The 15,534-nt window shown below is 52.4% G+C and carries 16 protein-coding genes; 6 read left to right on the top strand and 10 right to left on the bottom strand.

Annotation, left to right across the window (positions count from 1 at the left end; genetic code table 11):
* Positions 1–369: 369 nt before the first annotated feature.
* The 4 genes from KKD83_01690 to KKD83_01675 are packed head-to-tail and all read left to right on the top strand — an operon-like array spanning position 370 to position 3,741.
* Entirely contained in the window at positions 370–1,971 is a 1,602-nt protein-coding gene (locus KKD83_01690) for a methylmalonyl-CoA mutase family protein (protein ID MBU2534861.1), read from the top strand.
* Between the two features lie 30 nt (positions 1,972–2,001).
* Entirely contained in the window at positions 2,002–2,421 is a 420-nt protein-coding gene (locus KKD83_01685; GenBank protein MBU2534860.1) for a cobalamin B12-binding domain-containing protein, read from the top strand.
* Positions 2,405–2,803, top strand: coding sequence for a methylmalonyl-CoA epimerase (gene mce, locus KKD83_01680; protein ID MBU2534859.1), 399 nt, complete (start codon positions 2,405–2,407; stop codon positions 2,801–2,803). Before KKD83_01685 ends, mce begins: the two co-directional genes overlap by 17 nt.
* The gene (locus KKD83_01675; GenBank protein MBU2534858.1) at positions 2,803–3,741 is read left to right on the top strand and encodes a hypothetical protein; all 939 of its coding nucleotides are present in this window, start codon (positions 2,803–2,805) and stop codon (positions 3,739–3,741) included. The genes mce and KKD83_01675 overlap by 1 nt, the downstream gene beginning before the upstream one ends.
* Positions 3,742–3,896: 155 nt before the next feature.
* On the opposite strand, the gene KKD83_01670 is transcribed toward KKD83_01675, so the two are convergent.
* Positions 3,897–4,514, bottom strand: a complete 618-nt coding sequence (locus KKD83_01670) for a hypothetical protein (protein ID MBU2534857.1) — start codon at positions 4,512–4,514, stop codon at positions 3,897–3,899.
* Between the two features lie 37 nt (positions 4,515–4,551).
* Positions 4,552–5,523, bottom strand: a complete 972-nt coding sequence (locus tag KKD83_01665) for a 6-phosphofructokinase (GenBank protein ID MBU2534856.1) — start codon at positions 5,521–5,523, stop codon at positions 4,552–4,554.
* A gap of 176 nt (positions 5,524–5,699) precedes the next feature.
* Here KKD83_01665 and KKD83_01660 point away from each other — a divergent pair, with 176 nt between their 5' ends.
* A complete protein-coding gene (locus tag KKD83_01660) occupies positions 5,700–6,563 on the top strand; it encodes a leucine-rich repeat domain-containing protein (protein MBU2534855.1) in 864 nt (287 codons plus the stop codon).
* A gap of 4 nt (positions 6,564–6,567) precedes the next feature.
* Here KKD83_01660 and KKD83_01655 read toward each other — a convergent pair whose 3' ends face one another.
* From KKD83_01655 to KKD83_01640, 4 genes are read right to left on the bottom strand one after another with little or no spacing between them, the layout of a single operon-like run.
* Positions 6,568–7,938 carry an FAD-binding oxidoreductase gene (locus KKD83_01655; GenBank protein MBU2534854.1) on the bottom strand — a complete coding sequence of 457 codons (1,371 nt, stop codon included), beginning with the start codon at positions 7,936–7,938 and terminating at the stop codon, positions 6,568–6,570.
* A complete protein-coding gene (locus KKD83_01650) occupies positions 7,935–8,894 on the bottom strand; it encodes an electron transfer flavoprotein subunit alpha/FixB family protein (protein ID MBU2534853.1) in 960 nt (319 codons plus the stop codon). Before KKD83_01650 ends, KKD83_01655 begins: the two co-directional genes overlap by 4 nt.
* Positions 8,895–8,939: 45 nt before the next feature.
* Positions 8,940–9,728, bottom strand: a complete 789-nt coding sequence (locus KKD83_01645; GenBank protein ID MBU2534852.1) for an electron transfer flavoprotein subunit beta/FixA family protein — start codon at positions 9,726–9,728, stop codon at positions 8,940–8,942.
* Positions 9,729–9,773: 45 nt separating this feature from the next.
* A complete protein-coding gene (locus tag KKD83_01640; protein MBU2534851.1) occupies positions 9,774–10,853 on the bottom strand; it encodes a 2-dehydropantoate 2-reductase in 1,080 nt (359 codons plus the stop codon).
* 134 nt (positions 10,854–10,987) lie between these two features.
* Here KKD83_01640 and KKD83_01635 point away from each other — a divergent pair, with 134 nt between their 5' ends.
* Complete coding sequence (locus tag KKD83_01635) at positions 10,988–12,154, top strand: alanine racemase (GenBank protein ID MBU2534850.1); 1,167 nt, start codon at positions 10,988–10,990, stop codon at positions 12,152–12,154.
* 20 nt (positions 12,155–12,174) lie between these two features.
* On the opposite strand, the gene KKD83_01630 is transcribed toward KKD83_01635, so the two are convergent.
* The 4 genes from KKD83_01630 to KKD83_01615 form a co-directional block, all read right to left on the bottom strand.
* A complete protein-coding gene (locus KKD83_01630) occupies positions 12,175–13,164 on the bottom strand; it encodes a sugar kinase (protein ID MBU2534849.1) in 990 nt (329 codons plus the stop codon).
* A gap of 23 nt (positions 13,165–13,187) precedes the next feature.
* Positions 13,188–14,123 (bottom strand): peptidyl-alpha-hydroxyglycine alpha-amidating lyase family protein, encoded by a 936-nt coding sequence (locus tag KKD83_01625; protein MBU2534848.1) that lies wholly within the window; start codon positions 14,121–14,123, stop codon positions 13,188–13,190.
* A gap of 52 nt (positions 14,124–14,175) precedes the next feature.
* Positions 14,176–14,970, bottom strand: a complete 795-nt coding sequence (locus KKD83_01620) for a glucose 1-dehydrogenase (protein ID MBU2534847.1) — start codon at positions 14,968–14,970, stop codon at positions 14,176–14,178.
* A 165-nt stretch (positions 14,971–15,135) separates the two neighbouring features.
* Positions 15,136–15,534, bottom strand: a 399-nt coding sequence (locus KKD83_01615; protein MBU2534846.1) for a RidA family protein, incomplete at its 5' end; no start/stop codon positions are given.

Raw genomic sequence — 15,534 nt, 5'->3', positions numbered from 1 at the left:
CGTTAAACTTCATATTATGCTTGTAAGCCCGGAAAACTAGTGTACTTTAGCAAACAGAAAATGATAAGTCAAAAGGAAAAAACCCGAACAAGGCAGTTTAAATGGAACAATAAACCATTATATTACCCCTTACCAGAGTAACGAAGATAATACGTCTATATACTCCAAATAACTCCCAGATACTCCCACTTCTGTACCATGCCGTATGTAATAGTATCATCGGTGAAATTTTACAAGAATTATCCAGTATGCGGCATTATTTTAATGCCGTTGCCCGATGGTGGCCCTAATTTTATCATTGCAAATATCATCTTGCAGCGTTATTATTAGTTGCGGAAAAATCCTGGCGGGAAGGAAGTGATAGGCGTCATGGCAGAATTGAAGGAAAGGAAAAAAGAATTCAAGACCACAGTTGATGGAATCGTGGTTGACAGGGTATATACCGCAGATGAAATACCGGAAAATGAAATCGATGCCAGTCCGCCGGGAGAATATCCCTTTACCCGGAACATAATGCCAGCCGGTTATCGCACCAGACTATGGACCATGCGGCAGTATGCGGGTTTTGCCACCGTGGAGGAAACAAACAAACGTTACAAATACCTCTATAAGCAAGGGCAAACCGGATTCAGCGTCGCTTTTCACTTGCCGACCCAAATGGGCTATGATTCAGACCATCCCCTGGCGCTCCCCGAAGTGGGCCGGGTCGGCGTGGCCATTGATTCATTGCAGGATATGGAAGACCTCTGGGATGGTATCCCGCTTGGCGAGGTGAGCACCTCGATGACCATCAATGCGACGGCTCCCATTATACTGGCGATGTACATCGCTGCTGCGGAGAAACAGGGCGTGGCACAAAACCAGCTTATGGGGACCGTTCAGAATGACCTGCTGAAAGAATATGTGGCCAGGAACACCTATATATTTGCTCCCGAACCTTCGATGCGGCTGACAACGGATATCTGCGGCTACTGCGCTCAGAATATGCCGAAATGGAACTCGATTAGCATTAGCGGCTATCATATGCGCGAGGCCGGGGCGACCGCCGTTCAGGAGGCCGCCTTTACTTTATCCAATGGAATCGCTTATGTACAGGCCATGGTTGACCGGGGAATGGATGTTGATTCTTTTGCCCCGCGCTTTTCCTTTTTCTTCGCGGCTTTTACCAATCTCTTTGAAGAAGTGGCTAAATTCCGGGCACTGCGCCGTATCTGGGCAAGGATTATGAAGGAGCGATTCAATGCTCAAAATGAGCGGTCAATGATGCTCAAATTCCACGTTCAAACCGGCGGTTGCACCCTGGCCGAGCAGCAACCGCTCAACAATGTGGTAAGGGTGGCCCTACAGGCGCTGGCGGCGGTCCTGGGCAGCTGTCAATCCCTGCATACCAACTCGTATGACGAAGCCATGGCCCTGCCCAGCGAGGAAGCGGTACAGCTGGCCCTGCGAACGCAACAGATAATCGCCTACGAGAGCGGTGTCGCCGATACGGTCGACCCGATGGGCGGTTCATACTACGTGGAATGGCTGACCAAGCGGATAGAGGAAGGTATACAGAAGTATATCGCCACCATTGACGGGATGGGTGGGGCGCTGGAAGCGATCAAAAGGGGATATATGCAGAGGGAGATAAGGCGGTCAGCATACAACCATCAGAAGGCGGTGGATTCCGGCGAACAGGTTATGGTTGGCGTCAACAAATACACCTCAGATGAGCCACCGGGTCTGGAACTGCTGGAGATTGATGAGGGTGTTGCCCAGAAGCAGATCGAGCGACTGAAGAGGTTGAGAAGCAGGCGAGATAACGACAAGATAAGCCAGATTCTGGACCGGGTACGCCAGGTAGCCGGGAGCCAGGAAAATGTCATGCCGGTTCTCATTGAGGCGGTAAAGGCCTATGCCACGGTTGGAGAGATTTCTGACGCTTTAAGAGACGTGTTCGGCGAGTATAAGGAACCTAGCGTGCTGTAAGGTGCGTTTTTAGTATTAGTGGAGTGTACTATGGTAGATAAAAAAATACGGGTGCTGATAGCCAAACCGGGCCTTGACGGACATGACCGCGGCGCCATCGCCGTGGCTCAGGGATTGCGGGACGCGGGAATGGAGGTCATCTATCTGGGGTTGCGTTTAACTCCGGAGCAGATTGCTGAGGCTGCAATACAGGAAGACGTTGACGTTATCGGGCTGGGCTGCCTTTCCGGCGGTCACCTGCCACTCTTCTCAAAGACGATTGACAGCTTCAGAAAGAAAAGCAACAAGGACGTTATATTCATCGGCGGTGGTATCATCCCGAAGAAAGATATACCGGCGTTGAAGGAAATCGGTATCACGGGAACCTTTGGCCCGGGAACGACGATTAATCAAATTGCCAGCTTTATCAAGGCCGAACTGAAGAAGGGAAACGATGATAACCAGGATTAACCATATTGGCATTGCCGTTAATAACATCGACCAGGCTCTGAAGCTCTATACCGAGGTGTTGGGCCTAGGCCTCAAGGAAATTGAAGTTGTTGAAGAGCAGCGGACTAAGACGGCCATTCTGCCGGTGGGCGAAAGCAAGATCGAGCTGCTTGAGTCGACGGACCCCGAAGGCCCGATTGCCAAATACATTGAAAAATTCGGCGAAGGTATGCACCATCTGGCTTTAGAGGTGTCTGATATTGAGGGTGCCCTGAGTGAAATATCAAAAAGTGGCATACCTCTGATAGACGAGGCACCCCGGAGGGGCGTTGGAGGTACACATATCGCTTTTCTGCATCCCAAGGGTACCGGCAGGGTGCTTCTGGAGCTGGTCCAGAGTTGATGATAAAAATACTACCCTTACTTATAATCTTGACCATTGTATCTGCCGCCGCTTTCTCTTCTTGCCAACCAGGTGCGCCCGTCACCGAAGAGCAGAGATTAGAACTGATAGAAGAGATAAAGGCTTTCGAGAAAGAACTTGGCTTTCTTGAGACCGAGAATTTCAGAACATACAGCCCGGAAATAGGAGCGTATGACTACCTGTTTTACACATCCAGCATGCAACTGCCGTACTCGCTCGATGACCCCGCGTTGATATCGGCCCTTGGCACGCGGGACAGCGTATCTCTTGATTATCAGAAGTATGATGCCTATTTTTATTCCATTCCTTCTATAGCCGGAAAGGGTACACCCGTGACCGCGTCTTTGATGCAGGCACCCCTTCACCGCTTCATCCATATCGTTTTTCATGAAGACTGGCAGGAGCAGATAGACCTTCCCTACGGACTGGAAGAGCCTTCCGCAGAGATAATCAGCTACACCGCCGCCATGCTTTTCGCCAGGGATAAGTACGGACAGGGTTCACCGGTTTACCGGACCCTGAAACAAAAATTGAGTAACAAACTCAGAGAAAGTGAAGTCTACCGGGAATATTACGACAAGCTCACCGCCCTCTATGCGCAGTATCATGGGGGAAAGCTTTCCGAGCTGGATACGCTAATCATGAAAGCCCAGTTACTTGAAGCAATGGGCAGCGAGCTTCATGACATATGGGGTGGCAAACCGGACCAGCTGAATAACGCTTTCATCGCTTTCCAGATGACCTACTACCGGCACATGCCGTTGATGCACGAAGTTTTGAAGGCCAACGACTTTGACCTTCCTGAGACAATCCGGATATTTTTATCCATGCCGGAGCAGGGAACGGACTTCAATTCTCTGGAGCAGGTACAGGGTATAGAAGCGAGCGTCGTCGATTATTTATCCCGTAATATGTAGAAATACTGTGATTTCTACCCCTTATCCTTCCGTCTGCCCGTTTATTCCCCACAATATGGTGATGAATCACTACCTCAGGTCTGGGTATATAAGGTCATCGGGTGAATACTTGAATTACACTGCCATACGCTCGGCGAACTTGCCTGAAGAAGGTGTCAACTTGACCCTGCGGGGCAGACTTTGAGGCATTCGTCACAGGGAATGATCCGTCCCTGTTGTTCTTTCATTAAAGCGACGCGGGAAAGACACCTGGAGACATCGGCCATTCTATACGGCTCAAGTATATAGACCGGGCACACCTTGAGGCACAGAGAACAGTTATGGCAGACCGGGCTCTCCACCTCTTTCAGAGCAGGCTCATCTTGTAGTTGAAACGAGGCCCCTATCTTAATCGCAGCAAAACGAAGGCGCGCCCCGTATTTATCATGCAGAACCACCGAGTGTTTGCCCCGTTTTCCCATCCCCGCCTGCACGGCAAGCTCTTTAAGGTTCAACTGCCCTGGTCGGGGATAGCCGCATCTGCCGACCAGTTCGGGCCTATAGCCTTTATCTCTGATGAAACTGAGCACCGATTCCAGTAACGGGGATAGGTGCTTCTCAAAGCCAAATAACTTGATTTCACCGTTTTCCCGTCCGAACTCATCAGGGTTACGTTTCGGTGTCGATTCAAGACCAACCACTATCAATGTACCGTAGCCCTGCTGCTCCGTTATCCCAACAACGTCGAACAGTGAACCGGTGAAGTCTAATATATCTCTTATCGCATCTTTCATTTTACCGACCTTCTGAGTTTCAACCATAAATAGGTAACTATATATTCAGCGCCTCAGACAATCGCAGAAGGTCCAGGTCCAGAGGCTTTTTATTGGCTACGACCTCCGCCAGCGGGGTTGGTGTTATCTGTCCCTTATTCAAACCGGCCAGCACGCCAAACTTGCCCTGTTTAATGTACTGGGTGGCGGCGGCACCTAACCGGGTTGCCAGCAGGCGGTCGAAAGCGCCAGGGCTGCCGCCGCGCTGTACGTATCCCAGCGTTGTTATTCTCAGGTCGAATCCCACTTCTGCATGGTGCTCCGAGAAGTAGTGATTCAGGCCGTGGGCGTTGTATTTTGCACCTTCGGCAACGACAATAAGGGCATGGGCCTTGCCTCGCTCATAGGCCATGCGGATGGCATTGACCACGTCTTCAGCGTCCGTTTCAAACTCGGGGATGACAATGTATTCCGCGCCGCCGGTGATGCCCGTCATTAAAGCCAGGTAACCGCAGTCACGGCCCATCACCTCGACGATGAAGGCGCGATGGTGCGAAGAGGCAGTCACCTTGAGCTGGTCTATCGCCTGCAGCGCCACATCAAGGGCGGTGTCAACTCCTATGGTGATTTCGGAACCATACAGGTCGTTGTCTATCGTTGAGGCCACGCCGACCACCGGGAAGCCCATCCGGGACAGCGCATGGGCACCGCTCTGTGAGCCATTGCCGCCGATAATGACGAGTGCTTCGATAGCATGTTCCTCAAGGGTACGCAGTGCTTTTCGCCGGCCTTCCTCGGTCAGGAATTCAGGACAGCGGGAACTGCCAAGCGTGGTGCCGCCCTGCTGGATTATACCGCCCACATCACGGGCACCCATTGCGACCACGTTGTTGTCGCAGAGACCGGTATAGCCGTGCTGAATACCCATAACCTTCCAGCCTTTACTGAGACCGGTACGTACCACGGCACGGATGGCAGCGTTCATGCCCGGAGCATCGCCGCCGCTGGTTAAAACACCAATCCGCTTCATTTTTCCTCCTTGGCAACTGATACAAACTGAAGTATGCTCTTTAAGTTTAGGTAAAAGGCCGATGTTTTGCAACGGGTTGATTATAAACGACACGTATCGTGTTCATCCGTATTAACCGTTTGCTAAACGCAGGAGCACATGTATATAATCGTTACTCAGGTAACAGGGAAATAGTAATGCGCATTAAGTACTTAATGGTCATCATTCTGATATTTACACTGGGCCTTGGTGCCTGCGGCCCAGCTGAGATAACTTTTCCCGACCCGAATCTTGAAGCCGCGATGCGGGAGGCTATTCACAAGCCTGAGGGCGCAATACGTGCTTCAGACCTGAAGAAAATGGTTGCTTTCAGCGCTTCCGGCAGGGAAATCGCCGATATCACAGGGTTGGAGCACTGTACCAACCTGCAGGAGCTTGTCCTCTGGAATAACCGGGTCAGCGATATTTCAGCGCTGGCTTCACTACCCAAATTGAAGAAACTTTACATTGGGAATAACCAGATAGCCGATATCTCTCCGCTTACCCCCCTCACCGGGCTCACTGAACTGAACCTCGGGATTAACCAGATTCATGATATAGCACCATTGTCGTCAATGACCAAACTTGTCTGGCTCGACCTCTGGAACAACCGGATAAGCGATATATCGCCCGTCGCCTCTCTTATAAATCTAAACTCGCTCTACCTCAGCAATAATCAAATCACAAATATATCATTGCTGGCCCCCCTTACCAATCTCACCAAGCTCTACCTGAGCAACAACGAGATAAGCGACATCGCCACACTGGCTTCGTTCACGAAAATGAGGTGGCTGCGCCTTCAGGGCAATGAGATAACAGATATCTCGCCCCTGGTTAACCTGTCGAACTTGGAAGAACTCTGGCTGCAGGAAAATCGCGTAGGCGATATTTCACCCCTCATTGGGAATGGAGGGCTGGCTGCGGAAGATGAGGTTCATCTGGAGGACAACCCACTGGATGATAAATCAGTCAGCGATTTTATCCCGCAGCTTGAGGAAAGAGGCGTGGTGGTGACCTGGTGATATTCTAGGGCACCCCAACGCCCGGGCTTAAAATATTATTGGGGTCGAAAACACGCTTGATGCCGCGCATCAACTCCCAGGTCTTACCATCAGGGCAGAGGTCCAGGTCGGCAAGCCTGATTACCCCAAGCCCGTGTTCACCGGTGATAACGCCGCCCAGCTTGATTGCTTCCCGGTATATCGCTCGCTTCACATCGCGCAGTATGCCTTTTTCGACCAGCTTCGTCATAAGATGGGGATGGAGATTGCCATCGGCGGCGTGTCCATAGGCAGGGATTTTTACATTGTACTGCCGGGCAATCTCGTCCACCCGGTCCATCATCACGCCGATGCTTGCCGGTGGTACGGTTATATCCAGAACGTCAGCGACAGATGGTTTTAATGAAAAATAGATTTCACTTCTTATTTTGAGGATATTCGCCTGTTCTTCCCGCCTTTCCGCAATCAAAATATCAACCGCATCGTTCCGTTCACAGATATCCGATACCCGTTCGCCCTGAGAGTAAACTTCGTCCTCGCTATCGCCAGCCAGAATCACAATCAGGTACGCCTGCCCTTTGGTGGCCGGCCAGGTCATACTCAACGCTCTGGCCGAACTTTCGATGACGTCGCGCTCAACGTACTCTATGGCCAGCGGTATTATGCCGCTCTGCAATATCTGGGGAACGGTATCGATGGCTTTATGGCGGCTGTCGTAGGAAACGACGAGGGTGCCGCTGCTGTTGAACTTCGGACACAGACGGAAGATGACTTTGGTTATCACACCCAGCGCGCCATTACTGTTGATGAGCAGGTGCATCAGGTCAAATCCCTGGTTATTTTTCATCAGCTTGCCTCCGGTGGTGATTATTTCACCGGTCGGCAGCACCACTTCCAGCCCACGGACAAAGTTGCGGATGACGCCGTATTTTACGGCCCTTGCCCCTCCGGCGTTACAGGCGACCAGCCCGCCAATATGCGCTCCCTCGGCACCGGGGTGAGGAGGGAAGAACAGCCCGGCCTCTTCCACCGCTTCCAGCATGTTGCCATATGGTACGCCGGCATCGACAACAACCATCAGGTTGTCCCTGTCCACCTCCACAATCCGGTCCAGTCTCTCCATAGAAAGAAGAATGCCATCGGCAATGGGCACGGCACCGCCGCATATCCCGGTGCCACCTCCCCTGATAAAGACCGGGGTCTTTTCCTCATTGGCCATTTTCAATATGGCAGATATCTCTTCGGCACTCGCCGGCTTTACCAGAACCACGTTGTCAGCCGGTTTTGGCCTTGTAGCGTCGGCCGTTTCGTCAGCAAGGTAGCTCTCCATCTGCTCCCGGTTCGTGACCACCCAGTCGCTGCCCACAATCTCCTGTAATTTCTCTACTGTACTCATGCGCGGCACCTCTTGATTTTTTCTATTAGTTTCGGAACTACCTCATAAAGGTCGCCGACAATCCCGTAGTCGGCAATATTAAATATAGGGGCTGAGGGGTCAGTATTTATGGCGATGATGACATCTGATTCTCTCATGCCGGCCAGATGCTGTGAGCTGCCGGAAATACCGCAGGCAAAATAAATCTTGGGTTTGACGGTATTGCCGCTGAATCCCACCTGATGCTCTTTGCGTATCCAGCCGCTGTCTACCGGAGGTCGGCTGGAGCCGACGGTTGCGCCCAGAAGCCCGGCCAGATTTGCCAGCAGGGAGAAATCTTTTGCCTTTTTCAACCCGGCACCGCCGGAGATAATCACTTCAGCATCAGCGATGTTGACCTCGTTCCGCCTCTCCTTGCGTGCTATGGTGAGCAGAGAAGGTATAATTTCCGTATTTTTTCTGATTATTTCTCCCTTGCGGGTTACGTCTCGCGACAGACTCCGCATGACCTTATACCGCACCGTGGCCATTTGGGGCCTTGTTTTCGTTCTGATATGGGCCAGGACATTGCCGCTGAAAGCAGGCCTGATTTGAATGAAATTTCCGTTTGGGTCAATATCCAGGCCGGTGCAGTCCGCCGTCAGACCGGTGCCAAGTGCCGCCGCTACCCTGGCCCCCAGCGACCTCCCCCAGTGAGTCGCCCCCAAAATAAATATCTCCGGATTCACCTCTCTTGCCAGCCTGACCATATTATGCTTGTAGTTCAGCAAGTCTAGTTCGTGAAAAGTAGGGTGGTCGTACAGATATACCCTGTCTGCGCCGTGATAGATAAGTTCCGGTGCGGCGTCAGCTATCCTGTCGCCGAAGAGAACACCGGAGAGGCGTTCTCCCAGCTTATCGGCCAGTTCTCTTCCTTTGCCCAGCAACTCATACGATATCGGGTTGATTTCGCTTTCCTGCTGCTCGGCGAAAACCATAACCTCTTTATCCGAATTCACGATGCATCTCCCGCATTAAATTCCTTAGTTCAGGTGATTGAGTAGCTCGGAGGCAATTTCATCGATTGCCTCCTCCACTGCATTCCGAAAAATCTTCCCCTTTCTGTTTTCCTCGGAAGGGATAATGACCCTGTGCACCCTGGTCGGTGACCCGCGCACTCCGTACCTGCTGGTATCGGCGACGCTGGCAAGCTCTCTGGCGCCCCATACTGCCACCGCGACCTGGCGTGCTTTAGCTTTATCACGGAAGCCGGGCAATCTCGGGATGTTCAAATCCTTGGTTATGGTGAGCAGCACCGGAAAAGCGGACTCCACGGTGTAGGCACGTCCGCCCATTTCGCACTGGGCGACCATCGTCCCGCCTCTCACTTCCAGCCAGGATACATAGGCGATATGCGGTATGTTCAAATGCTCGGCAATCTCGGGCCCAACCTGACCGGTATCTCCGTCAACCGTTTTTTCGCCACAGAGGATGAGGTCAAATGCCCCAAGCTTCCTGATGGCGCAGGCAATGGTGTATGATGTGGCCAGCGTATCGGCGCCGGCAAATTTCCGGTCTTCAAGCAGTACGGCGTCGTCTGCCCCTCTGGCCAGCGCGTCCCTCAGCGATGATTCCGCCCGGTGCGGCCCCATGCTGATGGCAGTAACGGTACCACCCGCGTCCTCTTTTATTTGAACCGCTGCCTCCAGCGCATTGAGGTCGAAGGGATTTATTTCCACACCGGCGGAGCTGCGGTCGACCCTGCCCCTGTCCACCTCGAACCTCACCTGGTTCATGTCCGGGACCTGCTTGATGGGCACGATTATTCTCACGCTATGCTCTCCGCCTGAATCGGGATGCTTATTTAAAATTTAATATTACAGCGAGATACGCTTCTTGAGCAGCTCAAGATTAGCCGGGTCAGGCTCGGCTTCACCGCTCTCTATTTTCAGAGTAAGGTCAAGAAGCGCCTGGTTCATGGGTGTGGGCACACCAGCTATCCTGCCTTTTCTGACCACCTCTCCGTTGAGATATTCCACTTCCGTTCGTCTTTTCTTTATTATATCCTGCAGGAGCGACGGGCGTTGCGGAGCGCCTACTTTCTTTTGCAGCTGGTCAGCCGGGAGAAATTGCTTGCTCCAGATTGCGGCCATCTTTTCCTTCAATTTCTGCACGGTTTCCATGGTCGTTGCTTCAGCGAACTCAACAGACGGGACTCCCCATATCGGCTCTATGCTCACGCCCAGGGCGATACCGACCCGGGCGACCTCACCGCCGAGAATGATTCTGAGCAGGTATGCCGTATCCCTCTGCTTTTCGTTCAGAGTGGATAGCGATGGGCCGGTAATGCCAGCCAGGGCATTGGCCATGGCATTGATAGTCAGCTTCGACCAGCGCGCTCCCCAGATATTGGTGGTGGCCTCGCTTGGGCCAACCGCGCTGAGCAAGGCAACTACTTCTTTAACCCGATTGGATACCAGGCCGGAAAGCTCGCCAACGGTAAAGCAGTGCCTGTCTAAAGGGTCGTGACGCATGACATGGCCCGGCTCATAAACACCGGCGCTGACAGTCGTCACGCAGCCCACGGTGCGGTTGAAGCCGACCACGCTGGCCACGACTTCGTCATTCAACGCGTTCTGAGTCGGCAGGATGAAACCCGTTGTCTTGAGGTGGGGTTCAATCAAATACGCGGACCAAAGTGTATCATAGGACTTGACTGACAGGAAGACGATGTCAAAAGGTTCCTTCAGGTTGCTGGCGTCGCTGAGATGCAGCGCCTTGGCCGGCACGGTGAACCCGCCGTCGAGGTCGGACACTTTCAGGCCATCGCTGCGGATTTTTTCTATGTGCGCCGCCCACTGGTCAATCAAGGTGACATCATGTCCCGCTCTTGTTAGATATGCCCCCACAGTTCCGCCTATGGCTCCAATTCCAAGAACCGCGATTTTTTTATCCATGCATTTACCTCCTGTTTTAAATTAATTAGAAAATTTATACTTTAAGCAGTAAAATAGTATAACGCAAAGGAATAAGCTGAAACAAATTATGAAGCTGTGTTAGCAATTCAATTTTATCAGGAGGCACATTGGAAATGGCAGAGCAGAAAATACTGTACCCATCATTGAATACACCTGCAGCACTCATTGATTTGGATACTCTGGAGGCAAATATAAGCGGGATGTCCCTGCGGGCAGCTGAGGCGGGGCTAAAACTCAGACCACACGCCAAGATTCACGAGAATGCGACAGTAGCCAAAAAACAGATTGCGTCTGGCGCCTGCGGTGTGGAGGTAGGCGTTGTAGAGCAGGCGGAGGCCATGGCCGAGCAGGGAATCGATGATATTATCATTGCCCACCCCGGCTATTATGGCGGTCCCAAAGGAGAAATACTCAAAAAACTGCTGACCAAGTCCGGGCTGAAGCTTGCCCTTGTGGTTGATATGCTGGAGCAGGCTGAAATCATATCGCAGCTGGCTCAAGCCGCGGGCAGGAAAGCAAGCGTGCTGATTAAGATTGACCTGGGCAGGAGTACTCGCTTTGGTGTACCGCCCGGCAAGCCCGTTCTGGATTTGGCGGTGCAACTCCGCAAGCTGCCGGGCATCGAGTTTATCGGTATCTACGCACACGAAATGGGTATAAAACCGACCCCCGAGGACATCGATGAGGTGGCTCTGGAAGCGGCCGAGATAATGACGGAAAATGCCAGAATGTTGAGAGATAAGGGCATGGAAATAGAGCATGTCTCAGTGGGCGCCTCTTCCACCTTTTCTTCCACGTGCCGTTTCTGCAAGGAAGGGAAATTCCCCGAATTAACCGAGGTTCATCCTGGAGCATTCGCTGTCGGCGATATCCGGTATATGAAAATGGGCGGTAACACGCGGGAAGCGTGTGCCGTAACGGTATTAACTACGGTGATAAGCACGTCGCATAGCGACTGGGCGGTTATCGATGCTGGCTACAAGACTTTCGGCAGCGACTCTCTCTTTGAGTACCGTGACAGCCCTGATTTCTGGTGGCAGGGCAGGCTGAGCTATGGTTCGGTCCAGGGGCGCCCCGACCTGTGGTTCGGACGTATGTCGGCTGAGATAGGCTTTTTATACTATATGAAACCGGGGAAAAAGTTAAACCTGGGCGAGCGTCTGGAAATCGTGCCCAATAATGCCACCCTGACCATCAACATACACGACCAGATATATGGCGTGAGAAACGGCGTCGTTGAGGAGGTAATACCGGTAACCGGTCGTGGACGCGGCAACTAACCATTAATGCCTCTCGGTTATCAGCGGCTTATCCTGAGGTCTCCCTTGCCGGCGATAAGCTTCTCCACCTCCTCCAGGGTAAACCAGACCAGGTCTCCGGGGCAGGAGTGTTTCAATACCGCCCCTGCATTGCCATATTTTAACGAGGCTTCAATACCTTTGTCGGTAAGGTAGCCGTACAGGAAGCCGCCGGCGAAGGCATCGCCGCTGCCCACCCGGTCCACAACCTCGACCTCATATGTCTGGTCTTCGTAAATCCGTCCGTCCGCCAGGATTATGGCGGTCCAGTTATTGCGCCATACGGTGATGTTTTCTCGCAGGGTGATGGCCACGATTTTGCAGCCAAAGGTATCGGCCAGCTTTCGGGCGACCTCTTTCCAGTCCTTGCCCTCAATCTGGAATACCCGTGCCGTATCTTCCTCTGTGGTAATCAACACATCCACATATTTCATCAATGGAGACAGGCCGGCTTTGGCCTGTTCCTGGCTCCATAATTTGGCCCGGTAGTTGAGGTCGAAGCTAACGAGTAGCCCTTTTTTGTGGGCTTTGCTCATGGCTTCACCGGTGGCCTCCAGACAGCTGCTGCTCAGGGCAGGGGTGATGCCGGTAACGTGAAAAGCCTTTGCCTGAGAAAAGACATTATCCCAGTCCACCATCCCCGGCTGTATTTTGGAGATGGCGGAATTGGCCCGGTCGTAGAGGATGGAACTGGGGCGGGGCAATGCTCCGAATTCGAGAAAGTAGACGCCAAGCCGGTCTCCGTCCGACCAGATAACGTGCGAGGTATCAACGCCGTGCTCTCTGGCTTTATTCTGCACCATCCTGCCCAGCGGGTTTTTCGGCAGGCGTGTGACGTATGAGGTCTTAAGCCCCAGCCTCTGCATGGTAACCATGACGTTAAGCTCGGCACCCCCGATAGTAGCGTCGAGGCTTGATGCCTGCTCAAGTCGCTGGAAATTCTGGGTCGCCAGTCTAAGCTGCACCTCACCAAAGGCAACGATATCAAACATTTACCCCTCCTTAAATAAGCCGACTATTTTTTACGGGCGAACTTCTGTATGGTTCGGGAGCCTTTGTCAACGCCGGCACTGGTCATGGACACCTCGCCAACGTATAAATCCCCTCGTGAGTCAACCGCGATGGCGTGGGGGGCATGGAAAAGCGCCGTTTCCTTGTCCTTGCCCTCGTTACCCCAGCGCGCTATCAGCTTGCCATCTATGGTAAAGATGCTTACCCGCAGGCACAGTTCGGAGACATAGACCGTGTCCTCCTCATCGATGAAAACATCGGTGGGTCGGATAACATCCGTCCATTCCGTTATGAATTCGCCCTGTGAGCTGAAAATTTGAATCCGACTGTTCTCACGGTCTGCAATCCATACTCTCTCCTGCCTGTCCAGTCGGATGTTGTGGGGGAGTCGGAACTGCCCCGGGGCGCCACCGGGTTCTCCCCAGGAAAAAAGCAACTTGCCATCAGGTGAAAACTTATGCACCCGCGCGTTGCCGTAGCCGTCGGCGATATACATCTCACCTGATGGAGTTACCGCCACGCCGGTGGGACGATTGAATGGCGGGGCACCTCGCTGTATCCTGGCCAGGCTCTCCCAGAAATCCCAGGTGCGGAGATATCCGCTGTCCGACGCCTGCCCTTTCGTGCCCAGCGTCATGAGCAACTTGCCTTCGGGAGTGAATTTGGCGACGATATGGTTTCTATCGTCGGTACAGTAGATGTAACCGTCAGGGCCGATGCAGCTGCCGTGGGCACGGTTGAAAAATCCCTCACCCCACGAATTGAGCAGGTTGCCCTCACGGTCAAAGACCATTATCGGTTGCTCGCTGCGGTTCAGGATGTAAAGCGTGTCCTGAGCGTCTATGCAGATACCGCCGACATCTAAAAAGGACCGACCTTCAGGCAGCTTCGCCCATCCGTCAACCAGTTCATACGTGTATTTGCCGGTACCGAATGACATTTTAAACTTCCTCCTTGTTTTAATTATTTTAAATGACTTTTGTTCTCGGTCGCTATCGGGCGGAAGGGTGAACCGTGTTCGTGCCCTGAGCAAAGCCACCATCTACCTTGATATACTCGGCGGTGACAAAATCAGAGGCCCCGCTGGCCAGAAAAATGGCAGCACCAGCAAAGTCACCCGGTACTCCCCAGCGGCCGGCCGGCACCCGGTCCAGCACAAAATCATCCAGCCCGGGGAAGTCCCGTCGCGCGCCTACGGTCAGAGGAGTGTCAATCCAGCCGGGGAGGATGGCATTAATCTGGATATTATCTTTGGCCCAGGCGAGGGCCAGGGTGTATGTTAGCTGAACCATGCCTGCCTTGCTGCAGGCGTAACACAAAACCTTGGCCAACCCGAAAAGAGAGGTCATGGAACCGATGTTGATGATTTTGCCGCCGCCGGCCTCTTTCATGGTCGGGTAAACCGCTTTGGCACAGAGGAAAGCGCCGCGGAGGTTAATGCCCAGAACCCAGTCCCATTCCTCAACGGTATATTCCTCGGGCATTTTACGGATATTGACGCCGGCGTTATTGACCAGGATACTGGCTTTCCCGAACTCATCGAGCACCTGTTTCACGCCGTTCTGAATGCTTTCTTCCTGGCCAACGTCAACCTGCAAACCCAGTACTTTTACCCCGTATTTCTTTTTAATGTCGTCCACTGCCTCTGCGGTCTTTTTTTCATTGCGGGCAAAAATGACGATATCGCTTCCGGCTGACGCCAGGCCGTCGGCGATTCCCTTGCCGATGCCACCGTTGCCGCCGGTAACGATGGCCACTTTCCCGTGCAGGTCAAATAAATCTCCCATCGATTACTGCCTCCTCAATTTCGTTATTAAAGATAATAAACATATTTTCATAATTGTTTTGGTAAAGCCATTCCGCAATCTGCCTGGTCGTCTTTGCACTCATGTCATAACCTCCTCTCTGGTAATGTTAATTGCGTCTGAACCTTGATTATCGCAGAGAATATATTATCGGTCAACAACCGCGATTGCCTCTATCTCGATAAGAAGTTCAGGGAGTATCAACTTTGAGACTTCGACACCGGTACTGGCGGGCATGGGAGGGCTGAAGTAGCGGGACCTGATTTCTCTGAATCTGACGATATTGTCCATATCCGTTACATAGATGTTTAACTTGACAACATCCTTCAGAGAAGCCCCCGCCACCTCGAGAACGAGTTTAATATTTTCAAAAGTTTTAATCGTCTGCGCTTCAAAGCCGCCCTCCACGATATTTCGATGCTCATCGAAGCCCACCATGCCGGCGAGGTAAATAGTATTACCCGCCCTGATGGCGTGTGACCAGCCCATGGGCTCAAATATGCGTTCAGGTGAAATACCTTCTTTTTTCATCGTTTTTAACTCCTT

This window comes from Chloroflexota bacterium (genome assembly GCA_018829775.1).
Taxonomy (GTDB): Bacteria; Chloroflexota; Dehalococcoidia; order Dehalococcoidales; family RBG-16-60-22; genus E44-bin89.
The sequence above is the reverse complement of the archived record's forward strand: the minus strand, read 5'-3'. Positions and strand labels throughout refer to the sequence as shown.